Origin of the sequence: Enterobacter cloacae complex sp.6700776 (assembly GCF_048284255.1) — a bacterium.
In the GTDB taxonomy this organism is placed as follows: domain Bacteria; phylum Pseudomonadota; class Gammaproteobacteria; order Enterobacterales; family Enterobacteriaceae; genus Enterobacter; species Enterobacter intestinihominis.
Genome location: NZ_JBLVYK010000012.1, coordinates 63,840 through 86,261, shown reverse-complemented (window position 1 = coordinate 86,261; position 22,422 = coordinate 63,840). Strand labels below are relative to the sequence as shown.

Sequence of the window (22,422 nt, the reverse complement as noted above, 5' to 3'; positions counted from 1 at the left end):
GGAATGGCCGTTTTTTATGCCGCAGAAATACCGGAGTAAGTCACCGATTCTGCCGTTAAGGTGAAAGGCGTAGGAGTACAGACCGCCAGGCTCAGCGAGCCGAAGCGAAGCTGGCTGACCGGGAGCGACTGGGCGGTGCTGTCAATGCTGACAATCTGCCACGCGCTGCCGCCACGCTGTTTGACGATCGCCTCTTTGCGCGTCCAGATGCGCCAGAATGCGGAAAGCTGTTCTTCCGGCGCTTCACGCTCCAGCTCGTCATGCTCGGTGAGGCTGAAAACGGCATTCGCCAGCGCCTGCCAGTTCTCCCGCGGGCGGATCACTTCGATATCGCAGCCAACCTCGCCTTCATCGCTTATCAGCATGGCAATGTCGTCCCCGCTGTGGCTCAGGTTAAACCACAGCGGATGGCCGTTAGCGAAGGCCGGTTTTCCCTGCTCGCCGTAGATTATCTCGGGAAGCGGTGAGGGGGATAAAGTTCTGGCGAGCAGCGTCCGGCCTGCAAGCCAGGAAGCGTATCGCGCACCCTGAGGTGCCATGTCTGCGAGCGTTGACGCCAGCGGGTCCGCGCTAAGGGTGGAGATCTTTCCCAGTACAAACTGGTACATAGTTACGCCCAGCGTTTAATGATTATCGAGGTATTAATGCCGCCAAAGGCAAAGTTATTGCTCTGAATAAATTCGCAATCAATCGGGCGGGTTTCCCCCATAATATAATCTAAAGCGCCGCATTGCTCATCCGGTTGTCTTAAATTGAGCGTCGGCGTGAACCAGCCCTCCCGCATCATATGCAGACTCAGCAAGGCTTCCAGCGCGCCGCAGGCACCCAGGGTATGGCCGAAATAGCTCTTTAAGGATGAGATGGGCACGCTGTCGCCGAAAATAGCGGCGGTCGCCTGACTCTCGGCTATATCCCCGCGATCGGTTGCCGTGCCGTGGGCAGAAATGTAGCCAATGTCCTGCGGGCTAAGACCCGCCATCGCCAGCGACTGCTCCATACACACCTGCATGGTTTCACGCTGGGGCTGGGTGATGTGCGCCGCATCGCAGTTGGTGGCAAAGCCCACGATCTCGCCATAGATTGTCGCCCCGCGTGCTCTGGCGTGATCCAGCGCTTCCAGCACCAGCGTGCCCGCCCCTTCGCCAATCACCAGGCCATCGCGCTGAACGTCAAACGGCGACGGCGTGGTTTTGGGCGCGTCGTTACGCTGGCTGGTGGCAAACAGGGTATCGAAAACCGCCGCTTCCGACGGGCACAGCTCTTCCGCGCCGCCTGCCACCATCACGGTCTGGTAGCCGTGACGAATCGCTTCCCAGGCGTAGCCAATCGCCTGGCTGCCAGAGGTACAGGCGCTTGAGGTGGGGATCACCCGTCCGCGCAGGCCAAAGAACAGTCCGGTATTCACCGCCGTGGTGTGCGGCATCATCTGCACGTAGGTGGTGCCGGTGATGTTGTGGGTGTGCTTTTCGGTGAGCATGGAGGCAAACTCGCTGACCGGCCCGGTGCTGCCCGTCGACGAGCCGTAGGCGATGCCGGTCTGACCGTTGGTCAGCACCGCGTTGTCGATCAGTCCCGCCTGCTCCAGCGCCAGCTCGGTGGCGCGGGTTGAGAGCAGCGACACGCGGCCCATGGCGCGAATGCGCTTACGGGTATAGTGAGCGGGGAGGGTGAAATCTTCAATCGGCGCGGCGAGCAGGGTTTGCAGGCCGTCATACGCCTGCCACTCCGTCATGGTACGCACCGCATTTTCATACTCGCGCAGACGGCGCGAGATGGTCGGCCAGTCCTCGCCGAATGCGGTGATGCCGCCCATGCCCGTAATCACTACCCGGCGGGTCATAGCATGCCTCCGTTGATCGATATCACCTGTCGCGTCACATAGCCTGCTTTATCCGACATCAGGTAGCTCGCCAGCCCGGCCACTTCCTCGGCCTGGCCCATACGCTGCATCGGGATCATCGACATCGCCGCGTTCAGCGCGGCTTCATCCATCTCGATCATACCGGTATCAATCAGCCCCGGCGCGATGCAGTTGACGGTGATTTTGCGTTTTGCCAGCTCGGTGGCGAGCGCTTTGGTGGCGCCGATGATCCCGGCTTTCGCCGCGCTGTAGTTCACCTGCCCACGGTTGCCCATAATGCCTGACACCGACGACAGGGTGATGATCCGCCCGCCCTTGCGGGTGCCGATCATCGGCATAATGCAGGGATGAATGACGTTATAAAAACTGTCGAGATTGGTGTGGATCACGCTGTCCCAGTCATCGTCGCTGAGCGCCGGAAATGCGCCGTCGCGGGTAATACCGGCGTTACTGACCACGCCATACCACGCGCCGTGGTCAGCGATCGCCTGTTCCAGCACCGTACGGCACTGCTCGCGGTTGCCCACGTCAAAGGTGAGTAAACGGCCCGCGCCGCCTGCCTGAACAATCGCCTCCAGCGTCTCCTGCGCGCCCGCTTCATCACGATGGTAATGCACGCCGACGGTGAAACCGTCCGCCGCAAGCTGAAGGGCGATAGCGCGGCCAATGCCTTTGCTGGCGCCGGTGACCAGTACGGATCTCATGATGGTGTTCCCTGGTTGAAAAGTGTGGTTAATTCTTCCTCGCTCGGCTGGAAGGTATTCACGCGGCCCGTGGCGAGGGAAATATTATCCGCATGAATGGTGCACTCGAAGCTGCCAAAGCGCTCATCCTGCATCAGACGTTCGATGGTGATGATCAGCGTGCTGCCTGCGGCAAAATGCCCTGCGTCGCACACCAGCTCGCGCGCGCCCAGCACCATACCCAGCGCACAGTGCGGCAGCCCTTTTTGCATCCGGTGCCATTCAGACCAGACGCCCACGGTCTGAGCCATCAGCTCCAGCGCAAACCAGCCGGGCAGGTTGCCGCCTGCGTCCAGAAACGGCGCCAGAACGCCCCGATCGTTCACCGTCACGTTGCAAACGGCGCGGTCATCGGTGACGCTTTCCACGCTCTCAAGCAGCAGCATCGGCGTGTCGTGAGGAAGATAATCCCCGGGTGGTAAGTAGCGCATCATACTCTCCCCAGCAGAAGGCTGGCGTTGTTGCCGCCAAACGCGAAGGAGTTTGACAGGATCACTGGTTTATTCAGCGGTGCGCTCTGGTGCAGTAGGCCGAAGGCGGGCAGGGTGTCGTCCGGCGCGTAGCGGGAAAAATCCTGCGGCGGCAGCGGCAGGTCTCGGGTCAGGATCAGCCAGCTCAGGGCGGCCTCGGTGATCCCGGCGGCGCCCAGCGTGTGGCCGGTAAGATGTTTCGTGGAGCTGCACGGCACGCGGTCGCCAAAGAGATCGTGGATCACCTGCGCCTCAATGCGATCGTTCAGCGGCGTGGCGGTGCCGTGCAGGTTGATATAACCGACGTCCGCCGCCGTCATGCCCGCCTCGTTCAGCGCCTGGGTGATGGCGCGGATCGCCCCTTCGCCCTGCGGATGTGGGGCGGAAATATGGTACGCATCGCTGGATTCCCCCGCGCCCAGGAGCGCAATCTCGCCCGGCTCGCGGGTCAGTACCATCAGTGCTGCCGCTTCGCCAATGGTGATCCCCCGACGGTTGCGGCCAAACGGTTCGCACAGGGTGGGGGAGAAGGATTCCAGGCTGTTGAAGCCGTTGACCGGCATTCGGCTCAGGCTGTCGGCCCCGCCGACGATGGCGACGTCCACCAGACCGGCGTCGATCAGGCGTCGACCGCTGATGATCGCCCGTGCGCTGGAGGAGCAGGCGGTCGAGATGGTATACGCCGGGCCGTCCAGCGCAAGCCAACTGGCGAGAAAGCGCGACGGATCGCCCAGCTCCTGCTGCGGATATTGCCACTGCGGACTGCGCTCGCCGTTCTGCGCGCGGCGCACGTACTCATCACCCTCGTCCAGTCCGGAGGTGCTGGTGCCCAGCACCACCGCCACGCGGTCGCGCCCCACGCGCGCAATGGCCGCATCGACGGCGGGCCGGATTTGCGCCAGCGCCGCCAGCAGCAGCTGGTTGTTGCGACTTCGATGCGCAGAAAAAGACCCGGGAACAGGGGGAAGATCACCCTCCACCCCGCCCAGCACGGCCTCGGGTAAGCCCTGTAGCCAGCCCGCACGCTGGCGCATCCCGGGGGCCACGCCAGCGTTCAGGTTTACCGCTATTTCATCAGCCGAGTTGCCGAGCGCGTTGACCATGCCAACGGCAGAAAGGTAAATCATCTCAGTCACCCAGATATTGAATGGTGATGTGGTAGTGAAAAGCGTGCTGCACAATGCTAATCGGTTCGCGCCTGCCGTTACGGTTCAGGTAGGCAATTTCCGTGACCAGTTTGCCATCGGGGTTGCGCAGTTCGCGTCTGGTGTCAGTATCGTTCAGCGTCCAGCCTTTCGGCAACTGCGGCTGCCAGGCGCTGAGCGGCCAGTGGCTGAGCATCACGTCGGCCAGCACCTGGCTGGCGGGCGGCAGCTGCGGCATCACAACCGACTGCTCGGTGTGGATCCCGGTGTCGTCGTAGGTGGCGAGGAACAGGCGGATCCCGACGGAGGAGAGGCCGGCAAGCGTCACTTTATCGCCATCGGCGTTCAGCATCACCAGCAGCGACTGGGTCTGGCCTTTAAAACTGCCGGTAAGCAACTGCTGCGCGCGGATGGCAGGCGTGATGCCCGGCGGTGGCAGCGTGACGCGGGTGCCGGGCTGGAGCCAGGCCTGAGGGCGCGCGTCATCGCGGTTCGTCGTATGGCTACACCCCGCCAGCAACAGGGCCATCATCACTGCCGCCAGGCGAATGAAACGGGTCATGGTAAGTTCTCTTTGTTAGTCGGCATCGCCAGCGGGGCGAGCAGGAACGCGGTGAAGATACCGCTCACCAGCACAATGCCAAAGCTGCTGATGGCCTGAGTGGTGCTGAACACCAGCATCCCCAGCGTCAGTAGGGTGGTCATCATGGCGAGGGTAATCGCCAGCATGGAGGTCAGCGGCGTGCCGCGCGGGTTGCTGAAAAACAGCGTGTAGTTGATGCCAATGCCGAGGACCAGCACCAGCGCCAGCAGGGAAAACAGGTTCACCGGATGGCCCGTCACGGCCAGCGCCGCCAGCCCGCCGCCCAGCGACAGCACGGACGGCACCAGCGCCACCAGCCCTTTTCGCCAGCCGAGGCGCACCACCGCGCCGCAGGCTATCACCGCCAGCGCCACGCCCAGCAGCCCCGTCAGCAGCGCGCGGTAGAGTGCAAACAGGCTGTCGAAGCTGGCCTTACGGTCAACCCAGACGACTCCGGGATGGCGGGCGGCCAGCTCACCGAGCGCAGCGCTGTTTCTGACGCCATCGACCGGGACCAGCACACCGCTTTTGCCATCCGGCAGCGTCAGCCACAGCAAACGCCAGCCCTCGCTGGCCGGACTGGCGAGCCACGCCTCCACGCTGACAGGCATGGCGTTCAGATTCGGGGCGACGGCATTCAGCCCCGTGCTTTGCAGCATTTTCGTCACCGTCGGCGCGGCGTTACGCAGAAGTTGCAGATCGCTGTTCTGCCGCGCCAGCGAGTTCAGCGGCAGGGTGCGCCAGCGGGTTAATTCTCCGGCTTTTTGCGCCAGCGCCAGCGCCGGGGCAAACGCCTCCAGCCGCTCCAGCGTTTCCTGAGCCGACGCGCCATACACCACGAACCACTTCTGATCGACATTTTGCCCGGTCAGGGCGGTGATGGTTTTTTCCTGCGCCAGAATGTCCTGCGGCAGCGCCTGAAGTCGGGCGATATCGTCATCCACCCGCAGGCTGGCGATCCCGATGGCGGAGAGCAGCGCCAGTGCTACCGGCAGCCCGACGGAGAGGGCTTTGCTGTCGCGCCAGGCGTTCAGCCAGCGCTGCATCATCCCTCTCAGGGGGATCGGGCGAACCGGCATGCCACGGCACAACCACGGGTGCCAGAAAATTACCGTCAGGCACGAGGCGCTCAGCCCTGCGGCGGCGAACACCGCCATCTGACGAATGCCGGGGAAGGGGGCCAGCATCATGAAGAGATACGCCACGACGGTAGTCAGCAGCGCCAGCAGCAGCGCGTTACGCACTTTTGCCAGGCTTTGCCAGGGTGAGTGTTCCGCGCCGTGCACCATCCGCTCCGTGAGGTAGTAAATCGTATAGTCCGCCGAGATGCCGATGATGCTCATGCTCATCACCAGCGTCATCAGGTGCAGCTCACCGAACAGCAGGAGCGTCACGACCGTCCCCGCCAGTGCGCCGATGGCAATGGAGAGCAGGCTCAGCAGCAGCGGACGCACGGAGCGAAACACCGACACAATCAGCAGGATCACCCCGAGCACCGTGGCGACGCCGAGCGTGGAAATATCTTTTTTAGCCTGCTGGCTGGCGTAATCGCTGTAGAACACCGTCCCGCGCGAGAGCAGCTGCGCCTGTGGATACTGGCTTTTCAGCGTCTGCTGCAACGCGTTGAGGGTGGTCACCAGCTGGTGGGTTTGCTGCATGTCAAACGACGAGCCCGCCAGCTCGCCGTGCAGCAGATACCAGTAGTTCCCGGCCGCATCTTTTGTCACCAGCCAGCCGTCCATCAGCTGCATCTTCTGGCTGTTCTTCGCCAGCGCGAGCTGCGCGCCGCGCATCAGCATCAGCGGATCGTTTTGCAGCTCCTTGCCGCTCACGCCGGAAAAGGCGGAGTAAAGTTGGGACAGGATCCACTGAGCCTGCGCTTCACCGCCGTTTTGCAGGCGGGCGCGGGTGGCCGGATCGACCAGGCCATTGCGGTGCTGCCAGAAGAAATCTCCCCAGGCCTGTTGCCCGGCGGCGTCCAGCGGACCTTTTACGACACTCAGCGCCTGGCTGCGTTGCAGCAGGGTTAACCACTGCTGCGCCACGCGCGGGTCCGGCTGTTTACCGGGGCTGACCAGCCAGATGAGCTGGCGGTCGAGGCGCTGCATAAATCCGTCGTTGAGGGCGGGAGGGATCGCGCCGAGCGTTTGTTTCGGCAGCATGGCGAGCACGCTGCTGTTCAGCCGCGCGCCGGGCAGCAGCGACAGCAGCACGCCCAGCAGGATCAGGCATACCGCGGCCCACAGCAGCGCCGGGCGCAGGGCGTTACGGTGCGGCAAAGCGCTGGCGTTCTGCATCGGTCAGGCGGGCGGGCGTCAGTTGGTGGCGGGAGAGGGCGATATCCGTCGTGTCGCCTTGCTTATCGTTCAGGCGAATGGATTCCAGATAGATCGCGCCCTTCAAATCAAGGGTGGAGAAAATCTTGTCCAGCGGCGTGGTAACGGGCGTCAGCACCAGCGACCAGCGGCCTTCGCCCAGGTCTTTGAAATCGATGCGGAAGTTCTCTTCCAGCACCTTGCGGTCGGCCTGGAACAGCGCCCGCAGCAGATGGTTGAACTGGAACATCTGCGGGTTAGTGTCGGCGGTAATGGTCTGCGGCGGCTGACCGTTGACGATTTGCACCATCCGTTTGTCATCCAGCAGCAGCGTCATCGGGAACGGCGCTTTTTGATCCCACAGCAGGCCATTGTCACGGGCGATCAGCATCTCCCCCTGCGAGCGCAGGGGCTGAGGCATGTCCTTGATCGTGCGGATCTGTTCGAAGTGTGCGCGCACCACCGGTTGCTCTGCAAACCGCTGTTGCAGTTCATCCAGCGTGACCGCGTTCACCAGCGGGCTTACCAGCAGCGCGAGTAGCGTTATCCACTTCATGGCGCGATCCCCATGCGTTCGAACAGAATGGCCGGGCTGACAAAGCACATCTCCCGGCTTGCTTCCTCCACGGCCACCTGAATGGTGTAGCCGGTGGTGGTGCGTTTCCCGGTTTGCGCGTCGAAGATTTGATAGGCGATGCGCAGACGGTTTTCAACCTCTTCAATATGGGCGCGGACGCGAATGCGCTGCTCGAAGGTCACCGCGTCGCGGTATTTCACCCGGGTATCCACCACCGGCCAGACGTAGCCGGACGCTTTCATCTGGCGATAGCCGTAATCAAACTGGTTGAGCAGCGCTTCGCGGGCAATCTCAAAATAGCGGAAATAGTTGCCGTGCCACACCACGCCCATCATATCGACGTCGTGGAACGGAACGGTGATTTCAACTTCAGCCGTAAAGCGGGGATCGGTCAGCACCCTTTACTCCTTCTCGTTGACCTCTGGCAGCTGCCAGAAATCGAAAAAATTAAACCAGTCGAGAGGCGACAAGAGCGCGTAATGCTCCAGCCGCTGCGCATAGCGATCGACGGTCTGCTGTAGCGCCTGCTGGCGTTCGCCGCGCGGCAGCAGCAGCGGGTCGGCAAACGGCTCGCAGTGCAGGGTCAGCTTTCCCTGCTGGCAGAGGGCAAAAATCAGCACCACCGGGCAGCGCAATAGGGACGCCAGGATAAACGGTCCCTGCGGGAACGGCGCGGGCTGGCCCATAAATTCGCTCCATATCACCCGCCAGCTGCCGCCGCGCTGCGGGGTGACGGAGATCCGATCGCCCACGATCGCCACCCATTCGCCGCGATCCAGCTTCTCTTTAATGAGGATGGCGGTCTCCGGGCCAATGTCGGTGACCGGCATCAGGTGAATGCCCGCCTGCGGCGCCATCTCCTCCATCACCTGTTTAAAACGCTGAGCATTGTCGCTAAAGACCAGCGCGTTGATGGTTTTCGCCCCTTCGCGCTGGGCCAGCGCCCGGCAGGCTTCCACATCGCCAAGATGCGACGCGAGCAGCAGTTTGCCCTGAGGATCGTCAAGACCCAGCGCCTCCTGCGCGCCTGGCGCAAAGACCAGATCGCGATGAAGCTTCATTTCGCCGCGCCAGCTGGCCACTTTGTTCAGCATGGCATGACCGAAGCGCAGGAAGTGGGAAAAACTGTTAAGCCGTGCGGGTTGCGGCATTTGCCGCTGTGCCATCACCGTTTTAACCCGCGTCAGCCACTGCTGCGACGCCTGACGCGCAGCGCGGGCGGTCAGCCAGTAGACGGCCGTAACCGGCCACAGCAGGATGGTAAACGCCTTTCGCCCCAGCAACTGCCAGACGCGCAGCATCAGGCGCATGCCCCATAATCCTTTCACCTCCTGCTGCTGCGCCCAGTGCTGCGAGCGGCGACGCATCAGCAGGGAAGGAATGCGCGGCAGCATGCCGAGAAACAGACGGGTATGCATCAACGAGATGCGCACGTTGTCTTTCAGGGCATCGAAATGGGATACCCCGTCCGGCGGATAGGTCACGCGGGTGGGCAGAAAATAGCTGGTGTTGCCCTGCCAGTAGAGGCGCACCATCACTTCAGTATCAAAATCCATCCGCCTGCCGAGCGGCGTGCCCGCCGCCAGGCGCATTACCGGCGCTATCGGGTAAACGCGAAACCCGCACATGCTGTCTTTCAGTTGCAGGGAGAGGGTTTCAATCCAGACCCAGACGTGTGTTATCCAGCGCCCGTACAGGCGCGAACGGGGGATCGAGTCATCATAAACGGGCTGACCGGAAATGAGCGCATCGGGATGGCGTTCGGCCAGCGCCAGCAGTTTGGGGATGTCTTCAATAGCGTGCTGGCCGTCAGCGTCCACCTGAACGGCGTGGGTGAAGCCGCGATCGGCACAGGCTTTCAGCCCCTGCATCACCGCCGCGCCTTTGCCGCTGTTTTCGGCGAGGCGCAGCAGCGTGACCTGCGGACGATCCGCCGCCAGCGCTTCAAGCGTGCGGCGCGTGGTTTCATCGCTGCCGTCGTCCACCACCAGACAGGGCAGATCGAAAGGCGCCAGGCGCGCCAGCACCGAAGCCATCATCGCCCCGTGGTTGTAGCACGGGATCAGGACGCAGGGACGGAAGGTTACTGACATAAGCGAATCTTCCCGCTGCTGGCGGTGTGACGCTCGTTACCCGCATGGCGCTGGTAGCTAAAGGTCAGCATCTGGCGTTCGGGCTGCCAGGCAAGGAGCAGCGTGACCGTGTTCTCCGGCAACAGCGGGGCGGCGAACTTTACGTTCTGAATACTGTGAAAACGGTAGCCCGGCGCCAGCGCGGCGGCGTAATGCATCACCCGGTCGAGCTGGGCTACGCCCGGCAGCAGCGGCTGTACGGCGAAATGTCCCTTAAACCAGAGCAGGTCAGGATCAAGATAAAGGGTTATCTCCAGATACCCGGGTCCAGGCTCGCGGCGTTCGATTTCAGGGATTTTCATGAAACAACTCCTGTAGCTGCGCAGTTACGCGCTTGTTCATGCTGTTGACCGGAATTTCATCAACGATCCGCCAGTAGCGCGGCACGGCAACCGGTTCAAGCCAGGGGCGAAGGGCGCGACGCCAGGCGAGCTCCTGCGCTTTTTTGCTCTGTTCGTGTTGCTGACGCACCGCTTCATTCAGCACCAGCAATACGCCAATACCCTGGCGCCCGCCGCGCGTCACCGTCAGCGCGGCGGCTTCGCGGATGCCGTCCAGCGCCAGCAGGCGGCGCTCAATGTCATCGAGCGAAATGCGCTTATCTTCAATTTTGACCACCCGACCGCGGCGCCCGACGAGGCTGAACTGCCCGTCAGCCGTGAAGTGCAGGATATCATCCAGCAGGACCCCCTCCGCCTCGGGGATCAGCGGAGACGTCACGCGATCGCCGTGAAACGTCACGCCGGGGAAAGGCTGCCAGCGGATGCTTTCCTCCTGACGGTAGCGCCAGGCCATAACCCCCGTTTCTGTGCTGCCATATATTTCATCCGGCCAGACGTTGAGCCAGGCCTGAACCGCGGCGACCTCCTGCCAGGGCAGCGCGCCGCCAGCGGAGAAGAGCAGGCTGACGGGGGGCGGCGTCAGTGACGCGTCCAGCCGCTTGAGAAACGCCGGACTGCTGATGAAAAGATAGCGTTTATTGTCGGGAAGGGCAGAGAGCTGCTCGGCATAGTTGAGCAGGCTGGCGTGCAGCGGCAGGCCGAGCGCCATGGGTAAGACGACACGAAACGTCAGGCCATACAGGTGGTGCAGCACCACGGAAGCGACGACGTGACAGCCTGCCAGACGATCGCCAAAATGTTCCGCCAGCAGACGAGCCTCACGATCCAGGCTGACCACCGGCTTACTCACCCGCTGCGGCGTGCCGGTCGAGCCGGAGGTGTAAAGCTCGATCGTGCGCATCTCATCGATGGCAGGCAGCGGTGAAAAGGGATGGCCTGCCCGCTGAAGGGAAGCCACCCGCAGCTGTCGCCCCTGAAAATCGAGCGTGGTGTCGCTCAGGACGCCGCTGAACAGCGCCCGCTGTTCGTTAAGCTGTGCCGCCCGGCTGTGCCCGGGGAGGACCGGCGTTTTACCCGCATGCAGCGTCGCCAGCAGCGCGACAATAAACAGATAGCCGTTTTCGATGCACAGCGCCCAGCGCTCGCCTTCTTCATCACGCAGCGTGTCGACCAGCTGAGTGACATCGTGGCGCAGATCGCCAAGCGTCCAGAGATGGTTGTCCTGCCAGGCGACAGGGGTGTCGTCAGGGCGGGGGGCACTGAGCCACTGGCTAAGCGGGAGAGGGTTAAGCATCGTTTTTCATCACCCGTTGTCGCACCAGCCACTCGCCGGCCATCAGCGTGCCCATCAGGAGATAGGCAATCATCCCGTTCCACAGCGTCCACAGACGGATATCGGCGTGTAATACGGTAAACAGCGCGATCGCCCCGTTAATAATAAAAAAGCCGCACCAGACCTGGGTAACCCGGCGCGTGTAACGTACCCCGACGGGGGAGAGATCCGGTTCACGCAGGCGCGCCAGCCGTTCAACGACAGGCATTGCCGTCCACAGCGAACCGCCAAACACCGCCAGCATCACCAGATTCACCACCACCGGATAAAACAGCACCCACTGGTGCGCGTGCAGGACGTAGCTCGCCGCGCAAAGCGCTATGCCAGCCAGCGCCACGCTCACGAAAAGATAACGCAGGGGACCGCCCTGCCGACGGGCCTGGCAGACGCGTAACAGCAGCACCAGCGCCATCACGGGCAGTATCCCGTGCAGGCTATTATTTGCCAGCCCAAAGCCGATCAAAAACGGCCATGCCAGCAGCATCAGCCCCGTCAGGGCGGGAAGAACTGGAATCGAACGCACGTTACGCGTCGCGCTGAAGCTGTTCCACAACGTCCACGACGTCCTGCACCGTGCGCACCGCTTTGAAGGTTTCGGGCTTGATTTTATGGCCCGTTTTCTTTTGCAGGTGCACTACCATATCGACGGCATCAATGCTGTCGAGATCCAGATCCTCGTAAAGCCGTGCCTCAGGGGTAATATCCTCCGGGGCGACTTCAAACAGCGTAATAAGAAGCGCAGAGACTTCCTGATAAATCGTTTGTTGTTCTGTCATAGCGGTCATTCTCAGGCGCGTTGTTGATGAATAAAAGCCGCGAGCGTGGCAACGGAATAGAAGTGCTGACGCATCTCGTCACTTTCGGCAGAAAGCACTACGCCGTACTGATTTTTTACCGCCAGCCCCAGCTCAAGGGCGTCGATTGAGTCCAGACCGAGGCCGTCGCCAAAGAGCGCGGCGTCTGTATCAATATCCTCTGGGGTAAGTTCTTCCAGATTCAGCGTAGAGATAATGAGATTCTTAATTTCAAGATAGAGAGCTTGCATCTTTCGTTCCTGACAAAGATTGAAGACCGGTTGTTAACTGATGCTGCATATGCCGGTTTAACTGCCTTGCTGCCAGCGCGGGTTCGTGCTGACTCGCATCATAAAAATCATGAATGTTGATGCGTTCGCGAACATCCACGGTGAAAACAGGTTTGTTGGGGGGCACGTTATACCAGCTGCTCTGTTTATCCAGCATCCGTTCGCTACAGTGGATCACCACCACGCGCACGGCGCTGTTGCAGCGAACGGCGATATTCGCCGCCCCACGTTGCAGGGTAATGGCTTCCCCCACCCGGGTGCGGGTGCCTTCAGGGAAGATAAGCAGGGTGTCGCCCTGGGCCAGACGCTGCTGGCTTGCGGCAAGCAGCGTGTCGGCTTCGCTGTTAATCAGATAGTCCGCCGCGCGGATCACGCCGCTGACGAACGGGTTACGCAGCAACGCGCTTTTCACCAGACAGTCGGTTTCGTTCATCACCGACGCCAGCAGAACGTAGTCCAGCAGCGAGGGATGGTTCGCAATCACCAGACAGCCCCGCTCGGCGCGCAAAACGTCCAGGTTGTTGAAACGGTAATCCAGTACCCCTGCACCGCGTACCACCGCGAGGAACAGGCGAAAACTGGCAGAAATAGTGCGGCGTGCCAGGCGGCGACGTTGGGTGCGGTCGCGCTGGAAAATCAGCAGCAGGTTAAACCACACCAGCGACAGCGTCAGCCCGCCGAGGCCGAACAGGGCGAAGCACAATCCGGTCATCAGCATGCGCCATACCCGATCGAGGCGGGAACGTAACCCTCTCATTGGCGCGTCCATTGCCACAGCAGGCGCTCGCCCGGCAGGGTAAACTGGCGCTCGTCCCGCAGGTAATGGCGCAGGAACTGCAGGCTTTGCGGCAGCGCCGGCTCTTCAGGCCTGCGGTTGGCGTGCGTTTCACAGCTGAGCGTATTTCCGGCCTCAATTACCAGCGCCAGCGCGTAGGGCCAGACGGGCATCTGCGGCGGCAGCCCGGCGTGATAAAACTCCGGCAGCAGACCGTCGAAATCTACCAATAACACGCGTGAGTAGCCCGCATGCAGCAGGCTCAGCACCTCGCATAAGCTCTGCTGGAAGGTATCCATACCGGCGGAAACCGACGAAGAGACAACCGGCTGACGCGCGGCGATAGTGAGATTGCCGACCGCCGAGTTGTGTACCGACATGGCAAAATCGGTGGGGGAAACGGGCTGATCTGCCGCCAGGGCCTGGAGAATACGAAAATTGCGTTCCAGCTCCCCGTGACGGCTGCTGTAGACGACGGCGTCGATGCGGTGTTTGCGCAGCATCATCAGGCCAAGATCAACGGCCAGCTTGCTGCCTGAATTCAGGCGGCGGGCGGTCATCATCGGCAGATCGGTCAGTTTCGCCAGCGGTGCATCAGGATCGATGGCGTCAGACCGGCGTGACCATGCCTGCCATTCGTCGGCATCGCTGAGTCCTGGCGCTCTTGCCTGCCAGTCGATAAGGGTAAGTGTAAATTTCATCTACGCGCGTCCGCGATAAACCTGTTTCTGTGACTTTTTCTTCGCCAGCGCGATTTGCTGCGCACATCGTACAATGTTGTCGTCGCGCTGGCGAATAAACGTCACTTTTAACCCTTTCCACCCGGTTATCCCGGCAAACGGCTTTTTGGCCGACCCGGACCCAGCAGAATGGCGAGTTTACTGCCTCCTTTCGTGGTTTCCATCCAGATTTTACAGACGCTGGTGAGCGGCACGGAGAGCAGCATGCCCACCGGTCCCAGCAGCCATCCCCAGATCAGTAACGATAAAAACACCACCATCGTCGACATGCCCAGACGGTGACCCATCATGCGCGGTTCGAGAATATTGCCCAGCACCATATGCACGACGAGGAACAGCGCTCCTACCAGCATGCACTCATAAAAACCGTTAAACAGGAACGCCTGGATCATCGGCGGAACGGCAGAAAGCACCGCGCCGATATTGGGCACGTAGTTCAGTAAAAACGCCAGCACGCCCCACATCAGCGCGAACTGCACGTCCAGCAGCACCAGCCCCAGCCAGACGATCACGCCGGTCCACAGGCTTAACAGCGTTTTCAGCGCCAGATATTTGGACACACCCTTCAGCGCGCGATGCAAGCCGGCAATGTGGATCTGCGGATTGTTCAGGGCAAAACGCAGCTTATACGGCACGTGGCGCACTTCGAACAGCATAAACACCACCGTCATCACCAGCAGCAGAATGCTGGCCATTGCCCCGGAAAGCCCGGTCATCAACGTGGTGGCGTAGGTCATCACCTTCTCGGAATCCATCCGGCGCAGCATCCGTTCCGGTGAGATATGCAGATTAACGAACGGCAACATGCGCTGGAGATCGACCAGCTTGCGCGTCAGCTCTTTATTGTACTGCGGCAGCATGGTGGAAAATTCGCTCAGCGAGGCGGCGAGCACGCCGAACAGCGCCGTCAGGACAACCAGCATCACCATCACCACAATGGTAATCGCGACCGGGCGGCTGATGCCCCGGCGTAAAAACCACGTCACCAGCGGGTTGAGGACGATGGCGAAAAACAGCGCCAGCAGAAGCTGAACAATGATATCCGCCGCCGCATGGATACCCGCAAGGATAACCACCAGGCAGGCGAGTTTTAATAAAATATGAAGTCCGGCTTTGTCGGGCGGGCTGGCAGTCATAAGAATTCCTTTTTCCGGGGGGCTTGCTAATTGTAGTGCGCCGGATTCGCTTCGTCTGGAGCGTTAGTCTTAAAGTCATGGAAAAAAAATGGCCCCCGGCGCAAGCGACGGAGGCCACGTCATCCTGGTGAACGATTACTGGATCACGAGGGTGTTAATGATGTTTTCAGCGGTTGCCTGCGCTTTTTGCTGATTATCTGCAGGCAGAGTGATCTGCATGGTCAGCAGTTTATTATCTACCTTGCCGAGAACCACGGAGGAGTAAGCGGTCTGGCCTTTGGCGGAGATGATGCTGTCCAGCTGTTGCAGCGTGTGGCCTTTCAGCTCGATAGACTTATTGGTCACCACCTGAAGCTGCGGGTCGCGGCTGCGCTGCTGATCTTCCAGACGTTTGGACAGCACACCCAGATCTTCGCTGGTATCGTCACCGACAATCACAATGACTGCTTTTTGCCCGGTGGCATCGGAGTAGACGTGCATGTTGTTCGCCTGGGTGCCCAGCTTACCGCTCTGATCGGTCATGTCCGCGGGCAGAGAGAAACTGAGTTTGCCATCCATCAGGCTCACCGGCTGACCGGTGGCGTTGCTTTCTGCTGACGCGCCCTGAGCAGGCGTTTTGGTGTCGCTGTTATCACAGGCTGCAAGGCCAACAACCAGCAGGCCAATCCCGACATATTTAACCAGATTGCGCATTGACTTCTTCCTTTCGATAAACGGCCATAGCGGCTCATTCGTTCATCTTATCACAACTGATAAAGCGAACCCTTAACCTGCCTGCAATGCGGAGATTTCAGATTTATCTGCCAGTCTTTTCAGCAGCATATTCAACAGCACGCCGTACATCGGCAGGAAGAAGACCAGGCTGATAAGCACCTTAAAGGCGTAGTCCACCAGAGCGATTTCCATCCAGTGTTCTGCCATGAAGGCGTCCGGGCTGCGCCAGAAGGCAATGAAGAAGAAGGCCAGCGTATCGCTCACGTTACCGAACAGCGTGGAAGCCGTTGGTGCCATCCACCAGCGATGGTTCTGACGCAGGCGGTTAAACACGTGGACATCGAGGATCTGCCCCAGGGCATAGGCCATAAAGCTGGCGGCGGCAATACGCGCGACGAACAGGTTGAAGTGCGTCAGCGCTTCGAAGCCCTGCCAGCTGCCCATGTAAAACAGCGAGGAGATGGCGTAGGAGACAAACAGTGCCGGGATCATCACCGCAAAAATAATCCGCCGCGCCAGCGGTGCGCCAAAAATACGCACGGTTAAATCCGTCGCAAGGAAAATAAACGGGAAACTGAACGCGCCCCAGGTGGTATGGAAACCAAAAATGGAGATGGGGAGCTGTACCAGATAGTTACTGGAGATGATCACCAGCAGATGAAATAGCGAAAGCCAGAACAACGCCTTGACGCGCTGCGATTGTGTAAAGGAGTTCATATTGTACCTTTTTGATTAATATTTGGGGTGAGGGAACCCAATAAAGCCGCCGCATGATACTGCTTTGACGACACTTTGCAATGGCTAATTTTCACGCAATCGTTAACCTGGTTTGCATTGGCGATAGCGGGGCGTAAACTACAGCCGTTTTTACCTGAACGAGAAGAACATGACCGACCTGTTTTCCAGCCCAGACCACACGCTTGATGCTCAGGGCCTCCGTTGCCCGGAGCCGGTAATGATGGTGCGTAAGACCGTCCGTAACATGCAGAGCGGCGAAACGCTGCTGATCGTCGCCGATGACCCGGCTACCACCCGTGATATCCCCGGCTTTTGTACCTTTATGGAACATGAGCTGGTGGCGCAGCAAACCGAGACCTTGCCGTACCGGTATTTGATTCGTAAGGGGTAAGTGCGGCCTGACGCCCGGCGGCGCTTCGCTTGCACGGGCCTACGGGTGTAGTAGGTCGGGTAAGGCGCAGCCGCCACCCGACAAGTACTCATCACAATTTCGAACCATCGTTTCAAAATTTCGCGCTTTTTGTGAGGCGCTTCACCCTCCTTTTTCCAGCCGTAGTCTAATTTTTAAACGTCAAAAACTAAAACATCGTTTTAACGCTTATTTCACTACCCTGGAGTTGACTCAATGAAAACGACCCTCAAGCCGTTACTGGCTGCTCTGTGCCTGTCTGCTTTTGCCTGCACCGTTTCTGCCCAGACCATCAAAGCCGCCGATGTGCATCCTGAAGGCTACCCGAACGTGGTGGCGGTTCAGCAGATGGGTGAAAAACTCAAACAACAAACCGATGGCAAGCTGGAGATTAAGGTCTTCCCCGGCGGCGTGCTGGGGGATGAAAAGCAGATGATTGAGCAGGCGCAGATGGGGGCGATAGACATGATCCGCGTCTCTATGGCGCCGGTTGCCGCCATCCTGCCGGATATCGAAGTGTTTACGCTGCCCTACGTATTCCGCGATGAAGACCACATGCACAAGGTGATCGACGGGGATATCGGCAAGCAGATTGGCGACAAGCTGACCGCCAACCCGAAATCGCGCCTGGTCTTCCTCGGCTGGATGGATTCCGGCACCCGCAACCTGATCACCAAAGAGCCAATCGTTAAACCGGAAGACCTGAAAGGGAAGAAGATCCGCGTTCAGGGTAGCCCGGTGGCGCTGGCCACGCTGAAAGCGATGGGGGCGAACTCGGTGGCGATGGGCGTCAGCGAGGTTTACAGCGGCATGCAGACCGGGGTGATCGATGGCGCGGAGAACAACCCGCCAACCTTTATCGCCCACAACTACATGCCGATCGCCAAAAACTACACGCTGAGCGGCCACTTTATCACTCCGGAAATGCTGCTCTACTCCAAAGTGAAATGGGACAAGCTCAGCGCTGACGAACAGCAAAAGATCCTGACGCTGGCCCGCGAAGCGCAGTTCGAGCAGCGCAAGCTGTGGAATGCGTATAACGACCAGGCGCTGGCGAAAATGAAGGCCGGCGGCGTGAAGTTCCACGATATCGACAAAACGGTGTTCATCAAAGCCACTGAGCCGGTGCGCGCGCAGTATGGCGACAAGCATCAGGATCTGATGAAAGCCATCGCTGACGTTCAGTAATCCGGAGTACGTATGTCCGAACTCTACCTGAAGTGGATGGATCGTCTGTACCTGCTCGCCATGGCGGTGGCGGGTCTCTCGCTGCTGGTGATGACGATTGTCATCCCCATCGGCATCTTCTCACGCTACGTGCTCAATCGCGGCGAATCCTGGCCGGAACCGATCGCCATTATCTGCATGGTGACGTTTACCTTCATCGGCGCGGCGGTGAGCTACCGCGCCGGGTCGCATATAGCGGTCAACATGCTTACCGACCGCCTGCCCGCGTCGCTGCAAAGGCTGTGCGCGCGGGTAGTGGATCTGCTGATGCTGCTGATTTCTGGCCTGATGTGCTGGTACAGCTACTGGCTGTGCGTCGAGCTGTGGGAGCAGCCGGTGGCGGAGTTTCCGCTCCTGACCTCCGGCGAAAGCTATCTGCCTCTGCCTGTCGGGTCGGCCATATTGATCCTGTTTGTGCTTGAACGCCTGCTGTTTGGCTCGCAGGAAAACCGTCCGGTCGTGCTGATCGGCAATCACAGTTAAGGGGTGAACAATGGATGCTTTTGTTTTGTTATTCACCCTCGCCATTTTGCTGGCGCTGGGGATGCCTGTGGCCTTCGCCGTCGGCTTAAGCGCCGTGGCGGGCGCGCTGTGGATTGACCTGCCGCTGGAGGCGCTGATGATCCAGATCACCAGCGGGGTCAATAAATTTACCCTGCTGGCAATCCCGTTCTTCATTCTTGCCGGGGCGATCATGGCGGAAGGGGGCATTGCCCGACGGCTGGTGAATTTCGCCTACGTGTTCGTCGGCTTTATCCGCGGTGGGCTGTCGCTGGTGAACATTGTCGCCTCGACGTTCTTCGGCGCGATTTCCGGCTCGTCGGTGGCGGATACGGCGTCTATCGGCAGCGTGATGATCCCGGAGATGGAGAAGAAGGGTTATCCGCGCGAATACGCGGCGGCGGTGACGGCCAGCGGGTCGGTGCAGGCGATTCTGATCCCGCCCAGCCACAACTCGGTGATTTACTCCCTGGCGGCGGGGGGAACGGTCTCCATCGCCACGCTGTTTATCGCGGGCGTGCTGCCGGGCCTGCTGCTGGGCGTGAGCCTGATGGTGCTCTGCCTGTGCTTCGCCCGCAAGCGCGGCTACCCGAAGGGGGACAAAATCCCGTTCAGGCAGGCGCTGAAAATTATGCTCGATGCCCTGTGGGGGCTGATGACGGTGGTGATTATCCTCGGCGGGATCTTGTCCGGGATTTTTACCGCCACCGAATCTGCCGCCGTGGCCTGCTTGTGGGCGTTCTTCGTCACCATGTTTATCTACCGCGACTACAAGTGGAGCGAACTGCCGAAGCTGATGTGCCGCACGGTGAAAACCGTCACCATCGTGATGATTTTAATCGGCTTTGCCGCGGCGTTTGGGGCGGTGATGACCTACATGCAACTGCCGATGCGCATCACCGAATTCTTCACATCGCTCTCCGATAACAAGTACGTGATCCTCATGTACCTCAACATCATGCTGCTGCTGATTGGCACGCTGATGGACATGGCGCCTATCATCCTGATCCTGACGCCGGTGCTGCTGCCGGTGACCAATGCACTGGGTATCGACCCGGTGCATTTTGGGATGATCATGATGGTTAACCTGGGGATTGGGCTGATCACGCCGCCGGTCGGGTCGGTGCTGTTCGTGGCGAGCGCGGTGAGTAAGCAGAAGATCGAACACGTGGTGCGGGCGATGCTGCCGTTTTACGGTATGTTGCTGGTCGTGCTGGGGATGGTGACGTACATTCCGGCGATTTCATTGTGGTTGCCGGGGCTGTTAGGGATGCAGTGACGCGTGCGGCCTGATGCCCTCACCCCGGCCCTCTCCCGCGGGGAGAGGGGGCAAACACGAGAAACGGCAACCCGGTTGCCGTTTCACTTTTACCTTTGACGCAACAGCCGCAACGCGTTCGCCGTAACCAGCACCGTCGCCCCCGTATCCGCCAGTACCGCCAGCCACAGTCCGGTCATGCCGAGCAGCGTGGTGACCAGGAAAATCCCCTTCAGACCCAGCGCAATGGCGATGTTCTGCCGAATATTGGCGCGCGTTGCCCGCGCAAGTTCTATCATCTGCGCCAGCCCGGTCAGGCGGTTGTGCGTCAGCGCCGCGTCGGCGGTCTCCAGTGCCACGTCGGTGCCGCTGCCCATCGCAATGCCGATGCTGGAAGCTTTCATTGCCGGGGCATCGTTTATTCCGTCCCCGACCATCGCCAGCGGGGCGTTGCTGTTCAGCCCGGTTACCGCGCTGACTTTATCCGCAGGCAACAATCCGGCCTTAAACTCCAGCCCCAGCTCGCCTGCAATCGCCGCCGCCGCGCGCGGATTATCGCCGGTCAGGATCACGCCCTGTACTCCCAGCCTGTGCAGTGCGTCGACGGCCTCTTTCGCATCGTCACGCAGGGTGTCGCGCAGCGCCAGCATGCCCATCGACACACCGTCCTGCATCACGGTAACGACCGTCTGCCCGGCCTGCTCCAGCGCCTCAACCTGTGGAGTAGAGCGCGCGTCCGCCGCGGCGATCAGCACTTTTTTGCCTTCGACCACAGCTTCAATCCCTGACCCGACCAGCGCTCGCTGGGCCGTTGCCGGAGGGATGTTCAGCCCGCGGCCCTTCGCTTCACGCACAATCGCCTGCGCCAGAGGGTGGGTGGAGCCCTGCTCCACGGCAGCGGCCAGCGTCAGCAGGGCGTCTTCACTGATGTCCTGCGGATACACGCCGGTCACCTGCGGCTTGCCGACGGTCAGCGTGCCGGTTTTATCGAAGGCGATGTGCTGGACCTGACTCAGTTGCTCCAGCGCCGCGCCGCCCTTAATCAGCGCCCCGCGACGTGCCGCCGCCGCCAGCCCGGAGGTAATCGCCGCCGGGGTGGAGATCACCAGCGCACACGGACAGCCGATCAGCAGCAGCGTCAGCCCTTTGTAAATCCAGCCCTCCCACGGTGCGCCGAAGAACAGCGGCGGGACGACGGTGACCAGCAGCGCCACCAGCATGATGGCGGGGGTGTAAATCCGGCTGAAGCGATCGATAAAGCGTTCTACCGGCGCGCGGCGCTCCTCGGCCTCTTCAATCAGTCTGAGGATGCGGTCGATGGCGCTGTCGCCCGGTTCGGAAAGGACCGTCAACTGCACCAGTCGGTCGACGCTGGTGGCGCCCGCAGGCACCTTTTCACCCGCCGCGCGCGCTACCGGGATGGATTCCCCGGTCAGGGCACTTTCGTCAAAACTTGCGGTGGCGGTAACGAGGGCCCCATCGGCTGGCAGACGTCCGCCTGCGGGCACTTCAATCACGTCACCCGGTCGCAGGGTGTTGATGGCGACCGTTTCACGCTGACCATCAATAACCCGCGTGGCGGTTTCCGGCTTTAGCGCCATCAGCGCGCTCACCCCTTTACGCGCCCGGCTCGCCGCCCAGCCCTCAAGGCGTTCGCCAATTAAGAACAGCAGCAGCACCATCGCCGCTTCCGCCGTCGCGCCAATAAACAGCGCCCCGATAGCCGCCACGCTCATCAGCGTTTCGATGGCAAACCAGCTGCCGCTTCTCATCAGACGCAGCGCCTGACGGGCAATCGGGAACAGGCCAACCAGCGTGGTGGCGATAAACGCCAGGTTGCCGAACGGGTGGTTGATCTGCTCCAGCCCCCAGCTCAGGGCCATCATCATGATGAGGGTGATAAGGGGCAGGTTTTCTTTTAGCGGGGACGTTTTTTCTGCGGGCGCCGTTTCGCTGCGCAGGGTATAACCCGCTTTGCTGACGGCGGCTTCAACCTGTCTGCTGACGTCGTTTTCGGCGCTGACCAGCAGCTTTTCGGTAGCGAACAGCACCTGAACGTGGCTCACGCCCGGCACCTGCTTCACCGCGTTTTTCACTTTGCGGGCGCAGGCCGCGCAGTCCATGCCGTTGACGACCCAGCTGTAGTGATTGCCGCTTTCAGGCAGCGTTTGAGTTTGCGTTTCGCATGCGCCCTCGCAGCAGCAGTCCTCTTTTGGCGGAACCGGGCTGAGCTTAAGTGCCGAGAATTTGGGAACTTTTTTAGGTATTTCTGGAGTCGACATGGCAGTCTCCGGTAATGATAATTTTCTCATTAACCGCAGCATACACTCTGGAGTCGAC

25 protein-coding genes are annotated in these 22,422 nt (G+C 60.5%); 4 read left to right on the top strand and 21 right to left on the bottom strand.

The features are described from left to right. Positions 1-14 precede the first annotated feature (14 nt). The 20 genes from acpT to ACNQ0T_RS16605 all read right to left on the bottom strand — a co-directional run bounded on the left by acpT (position 15) and on the right by ACNQ0T_RS16605 (position 16,666). Positions 15-608, bottom strand: coding sequence for a 4'-phosphopantetheinyl transferase AcpT (acpT, locus tag ACNQ0T_RS16700; RefSeq protein WP_022649693.1), 594 nt, complete (start codon positions 606-608; stop codon positions 15-17). 2 nt (positions 609-610) lie between these two features. Continuing rightward, positions 611-1,840 carry a beta-ketoacyl-ACP synthase gene (locus ACNQ0T_RS16695; RefSeq protein WP_045622198.1) on the bottom strand — a complete coding sequence of 410 codons (1,230 nt, stop codon included), beginning with the start codon at positions 1,838-1,840 and terminating at the stop codon, positions 611-613. Further along, positions 1,837-2,568 (bottom strand): 3-ketoacyl-ACP reductase FabG2, encoded by a 732-nt coding sequence (locus ACNQ0T_RS16690; RefSeq protein WP_032626847.1) that lies wholly within the window; start codon positions 2,566-2,568, stop codon positions 1,837-1,839. The genes ACNQ0T_RS16695 and ACNQ0T_RS16690 overlap by 4 nt, the downstream gene beginning before the upstream one ends. Further along, entirely contained in the window at positions 2,562-3,035 is a 474-nt protein-coding gene (locus tag ACNQ0T_RS16685) for a dehydratase (protein ID WP_023307145.1), read from the bottom strand. The genes ACNQ0T_RS16690 and ACNQ0T_RS16685 overlap by 7 nt, the downstream gene beginning before the upstream one ends. Next, positions 3,035-4,201 carry a beta-ketoacyl-[acyl-carrier-protein] synthase family protein gene (locus ACNQ0T_RS16680; RefSeq protein WP_276170001.1) on the bottom strand — a complete coding sequence of 389 codons (1,167 nt, stop codon included), beginning with the start codon at positions 4,199-4,201 and terminating at the stop codon, positions 3,035-3,037. Before ACNQ0T_RS16680 ends, ACNQ0T_RS16685 begins: the two co-directional genes overlap by 1 nt. 1 nt (position 4,202) lies before the next feature. Then, positions 4,203-4,781, bottom strand: a complete 579-nt coding sequence (locus ACNQ0T_RS16675) for a DUF3261 domain-containing protein (RefSeq protein ID WP_023307143.1) — start codon at positions 4,779-4,781, stop codon at positions 4,203-4,205. Further along, entirely contained in the window at positions 4,778-7,099 is a 2,322-nt protein-coding gene (locus ACNQ0T_RS16670) for an MMPL family transporter (RefSeq protein ID WP_417930250.1), read from the bottom strand. Before ACNQ0T_RS16670 ends, ACNQ0T_RS16675 begins: the two co-directional genes overlap by 4 nt. Then, a complete protein-coding gene (locus tag ACNQ0T_RS16665; RefSeq protein ID WP_108367959.1) occupies positions 7,068-7,673 on the bottom strand; it encodes an outer membrane lipoprotein carrier protein LolA in 606 nt (201 codons plus the stop codon). Before ACNQ0T_RS16665 ends, ACNQ0T_RS16670 begins: the two co-directional genes overlap by 32 nt. Then, entirely contained in the window at positions 7,670-8,092 is a 423-nt protein-coding gene (locus tag ACNQ0T_RS16660; RefSeq protein ID WP_006812302.1) for an acyl-CoA thioesterase, read from the bottom strand. Before ACNQ0T_RS16660 ends, ACNQ0T_RS16665 begins: the two co-directional genes overlap by 4 nt. A gap of 3 nt (positions 8,093-8,095) precedes the next feature. Next, complete coding sequence (locus tag ACNQ0T_RS16655) at positions 8,096-9,787, bottom strand: glycosyltransferase family 2 protein (protein WP_417930249.1); 1,692 nt, start codon at positions 9,785-9,787, stop codon at positions 8,096-8,098. Then, a complete protein-coding gene (locus tag ACNQ0T_RS16650) occupies positions 9,778-10,128 on the bottom strand; it encodes a (3R)-hydroxymyristoyl-ACP dehydratase (RefSeq protein ID WP_022649683.1) in 351 nt (116 codons plus the stop codon). Before ACNQ0T_RS16650 ends, ACNQ0T_RS16655 begins: the two co-directional genes overlap by 10 nt. Next, positions 10,115-11,461, bottom strand: coding sequence for an AMP-dependent synthetase (locus ACNQ0T_RS16645; RefSeq protein ID WP_417930248.1), 1,347 nt, complete (start codon positions 11,459-11,461; stop codon positions 10,115-10,117). Before ACNQ0T_RS16645 ends, ACNQ0T_RS16650 begins: the two co-directional genes overlap by 14 nt. Further along, a complete protein-coding gene (locus tag ACNQ0T_RS16640; protein WP_058645921.1) occupies positions 11,454-12,053 on the bottom strand; it encodes a hypothetical protein in 600 nt (199 codons plus the stop codon). Before ACNQ0T_RS16640 ends, ACNQ0T_RS16645 begins: the two co-directional genes overlap by 8 nt. Continuing rightward, a complete protein-coding gene (locus ACNQ0T_RS16635; RefSeq protein WP_022649680.1) occupies positions 12,025-12,276 on the bottom strand; it encodes an acyl carrier protein in 252 nt (83 codons plus the stop codon). The genes ACNQ0T_RS16640 and ACNQ0T_RS16635 overlap by 29 nt, the downstream gene beginning before the upstream one ends. Positions 12,277-12,287: 11 nt before the next feature. After that, complete coding sequence (locus ACNQ0T_RS16630) at positions 12,288-12,545, bottom strand: phosphopantetheine-binding protein (protein ID WP_003861263.1); 258 nt, start codon at positions 12,543-12,545, stop codon at positions 12,288-12,290. Next, positions 12,526-13,341, bottom strand: a complete 816-nt coding sequence (locus ACNQ0T_RS16625) for a lysophospholipid acyltransferase family protein (protein WP_417930247.1) — start codon at positions 13,339-13,341, stop codon at positions 12,526-12,528. The genes ACNQ0T_RS16630 and ACNQ0T_RS16625 overlap by 20 nt, the downstream gene beginning before the upstream one ends. Next, positions 13,338-14,060 carry a beta-ketoacyl synthase chain length factor gene (locus ACNQ0T_RS16620; protein WP_023307137.1) on the bottom strand — a complete coding sequence of 241 codons (723 nt, stop codon included), beginning with the start codon at positions 14,058-14,060 and terminating at the stop codon, positions 13,338-13,340. Before ACNQ0T_RS16620 ends, ACNQ0T_RS16625 begins: the two co-directional genes overlap by 4 nt. Before the next feature lie 125 nt (positions 14,061-14,185). After that, the gene (locus ACNQ0T_RS16615) at positions 14,186-15,235 is read right to left on the bottom strand and encodes an AI-2E family transporter (protein ID WP_003861270.1); all 1,050 of its coding nucleotides are present in this window, start codon (positions 15,233-15,235) and stop codon (positions 14,186-14,188) included. A 135-nt stretch (positions 15,236-15,370) separates the two neighbouring features. After that, a complete protein-coding gene (locus tag ACNQ0T_RS16610) occupies positions 15,371-15,928 on the bottom strand; it encodes a DcrB family lipoprotein (RefSeq protein WP_022649677.1) in 558 nt (185 codons plus the stop codon). Positions 15,929-16,000: 72 nt separating this feature from the next. Then, entirely contained in the window at positions 16,001-16,666 is a 666-nt protein-coding gene (locus ACNQ0T_RS16605; protein WP_022649676.1) for a 7-cyano-7-deazaguanine/7-aminomethyl-7-deazaguanine transporter, read from the bottom strand. 169 nt (positions 16,667-16,835) lie between these two features. Between ACNQ0T_RS16605 and tusA the strand changes: the two genes are divergently transcribed. The 4 genes from tusA (at position 16,836) to ACNQ0T_RS16585 (ending at position 20,103) form a co-directional block, all read left to right on the top strand. Then, on the top strand, positions 16,836-17,078 hold the full coding sequence (gene tusA, locus ACNQ0T_RS16600; RefSeq protein ID WP_000130627.1) for a sulfurtransferase TusA: 243 nt from the start codon (positions 16,836-16,838) through the stop codon (positions 17,076-17,078). 234 nt (positions 17,079-17,312) lie between these two features. After that, a complete protein-coding gene (locus ACNQ0T_RS16595) occupies positions 17,313-18,284 on the top strand; it encodes a TRAP transporter substrate-binding protein (protein ID WP_022649675.1) in 972 nt (323 codons plus the stop codon). Between the two features lie 12 nt (positions 18,285-18,296). Continuing rightward, positions 18,297-18,806 carry a TRAP transporter small permease gene (locus tag ACNQ0T_RS16590; protein WP_023298808.1) on the top strand — a complete coding sequence of 170 codons (510 nt, stop codon included), beginning with the start codon at positions 18,297-18,299 and terminating at the stop codon, positions 18,804-18,806. Positions 18,807-18,816: 10 nt separating this feature from the next. Next, complete coding sequence (locus ACNQ0T_RS16585; protein WP_022649674.1) at positions 18,817-20,103, top strand: TRAP transporter large permease; 1,287 nt, start codon at positions 18,817-18,819, stop codon at positions 20,101-20,103. Positions 20,104-20,192: 89 nt separating this feature from the next. On the opposite strand, the gene zntA is transcribed toward ACNQ0T_RS16585, so the two are convergent. Then, complete coding sequence (zntA, locus tag ACNQ0T_RS16580; protein WP_417930246.1) at positions 20,193-22,364, bottom strand: Zn(II)/Cd(II)/Pb(II) translocating P-type ATPase ZntA; 2,172 nt, start codon at positions 22,362-22,364, stop codon at positions 20,193-20,195. Positions 22,365-22,422: the final 58 nt, after the last annotated feature.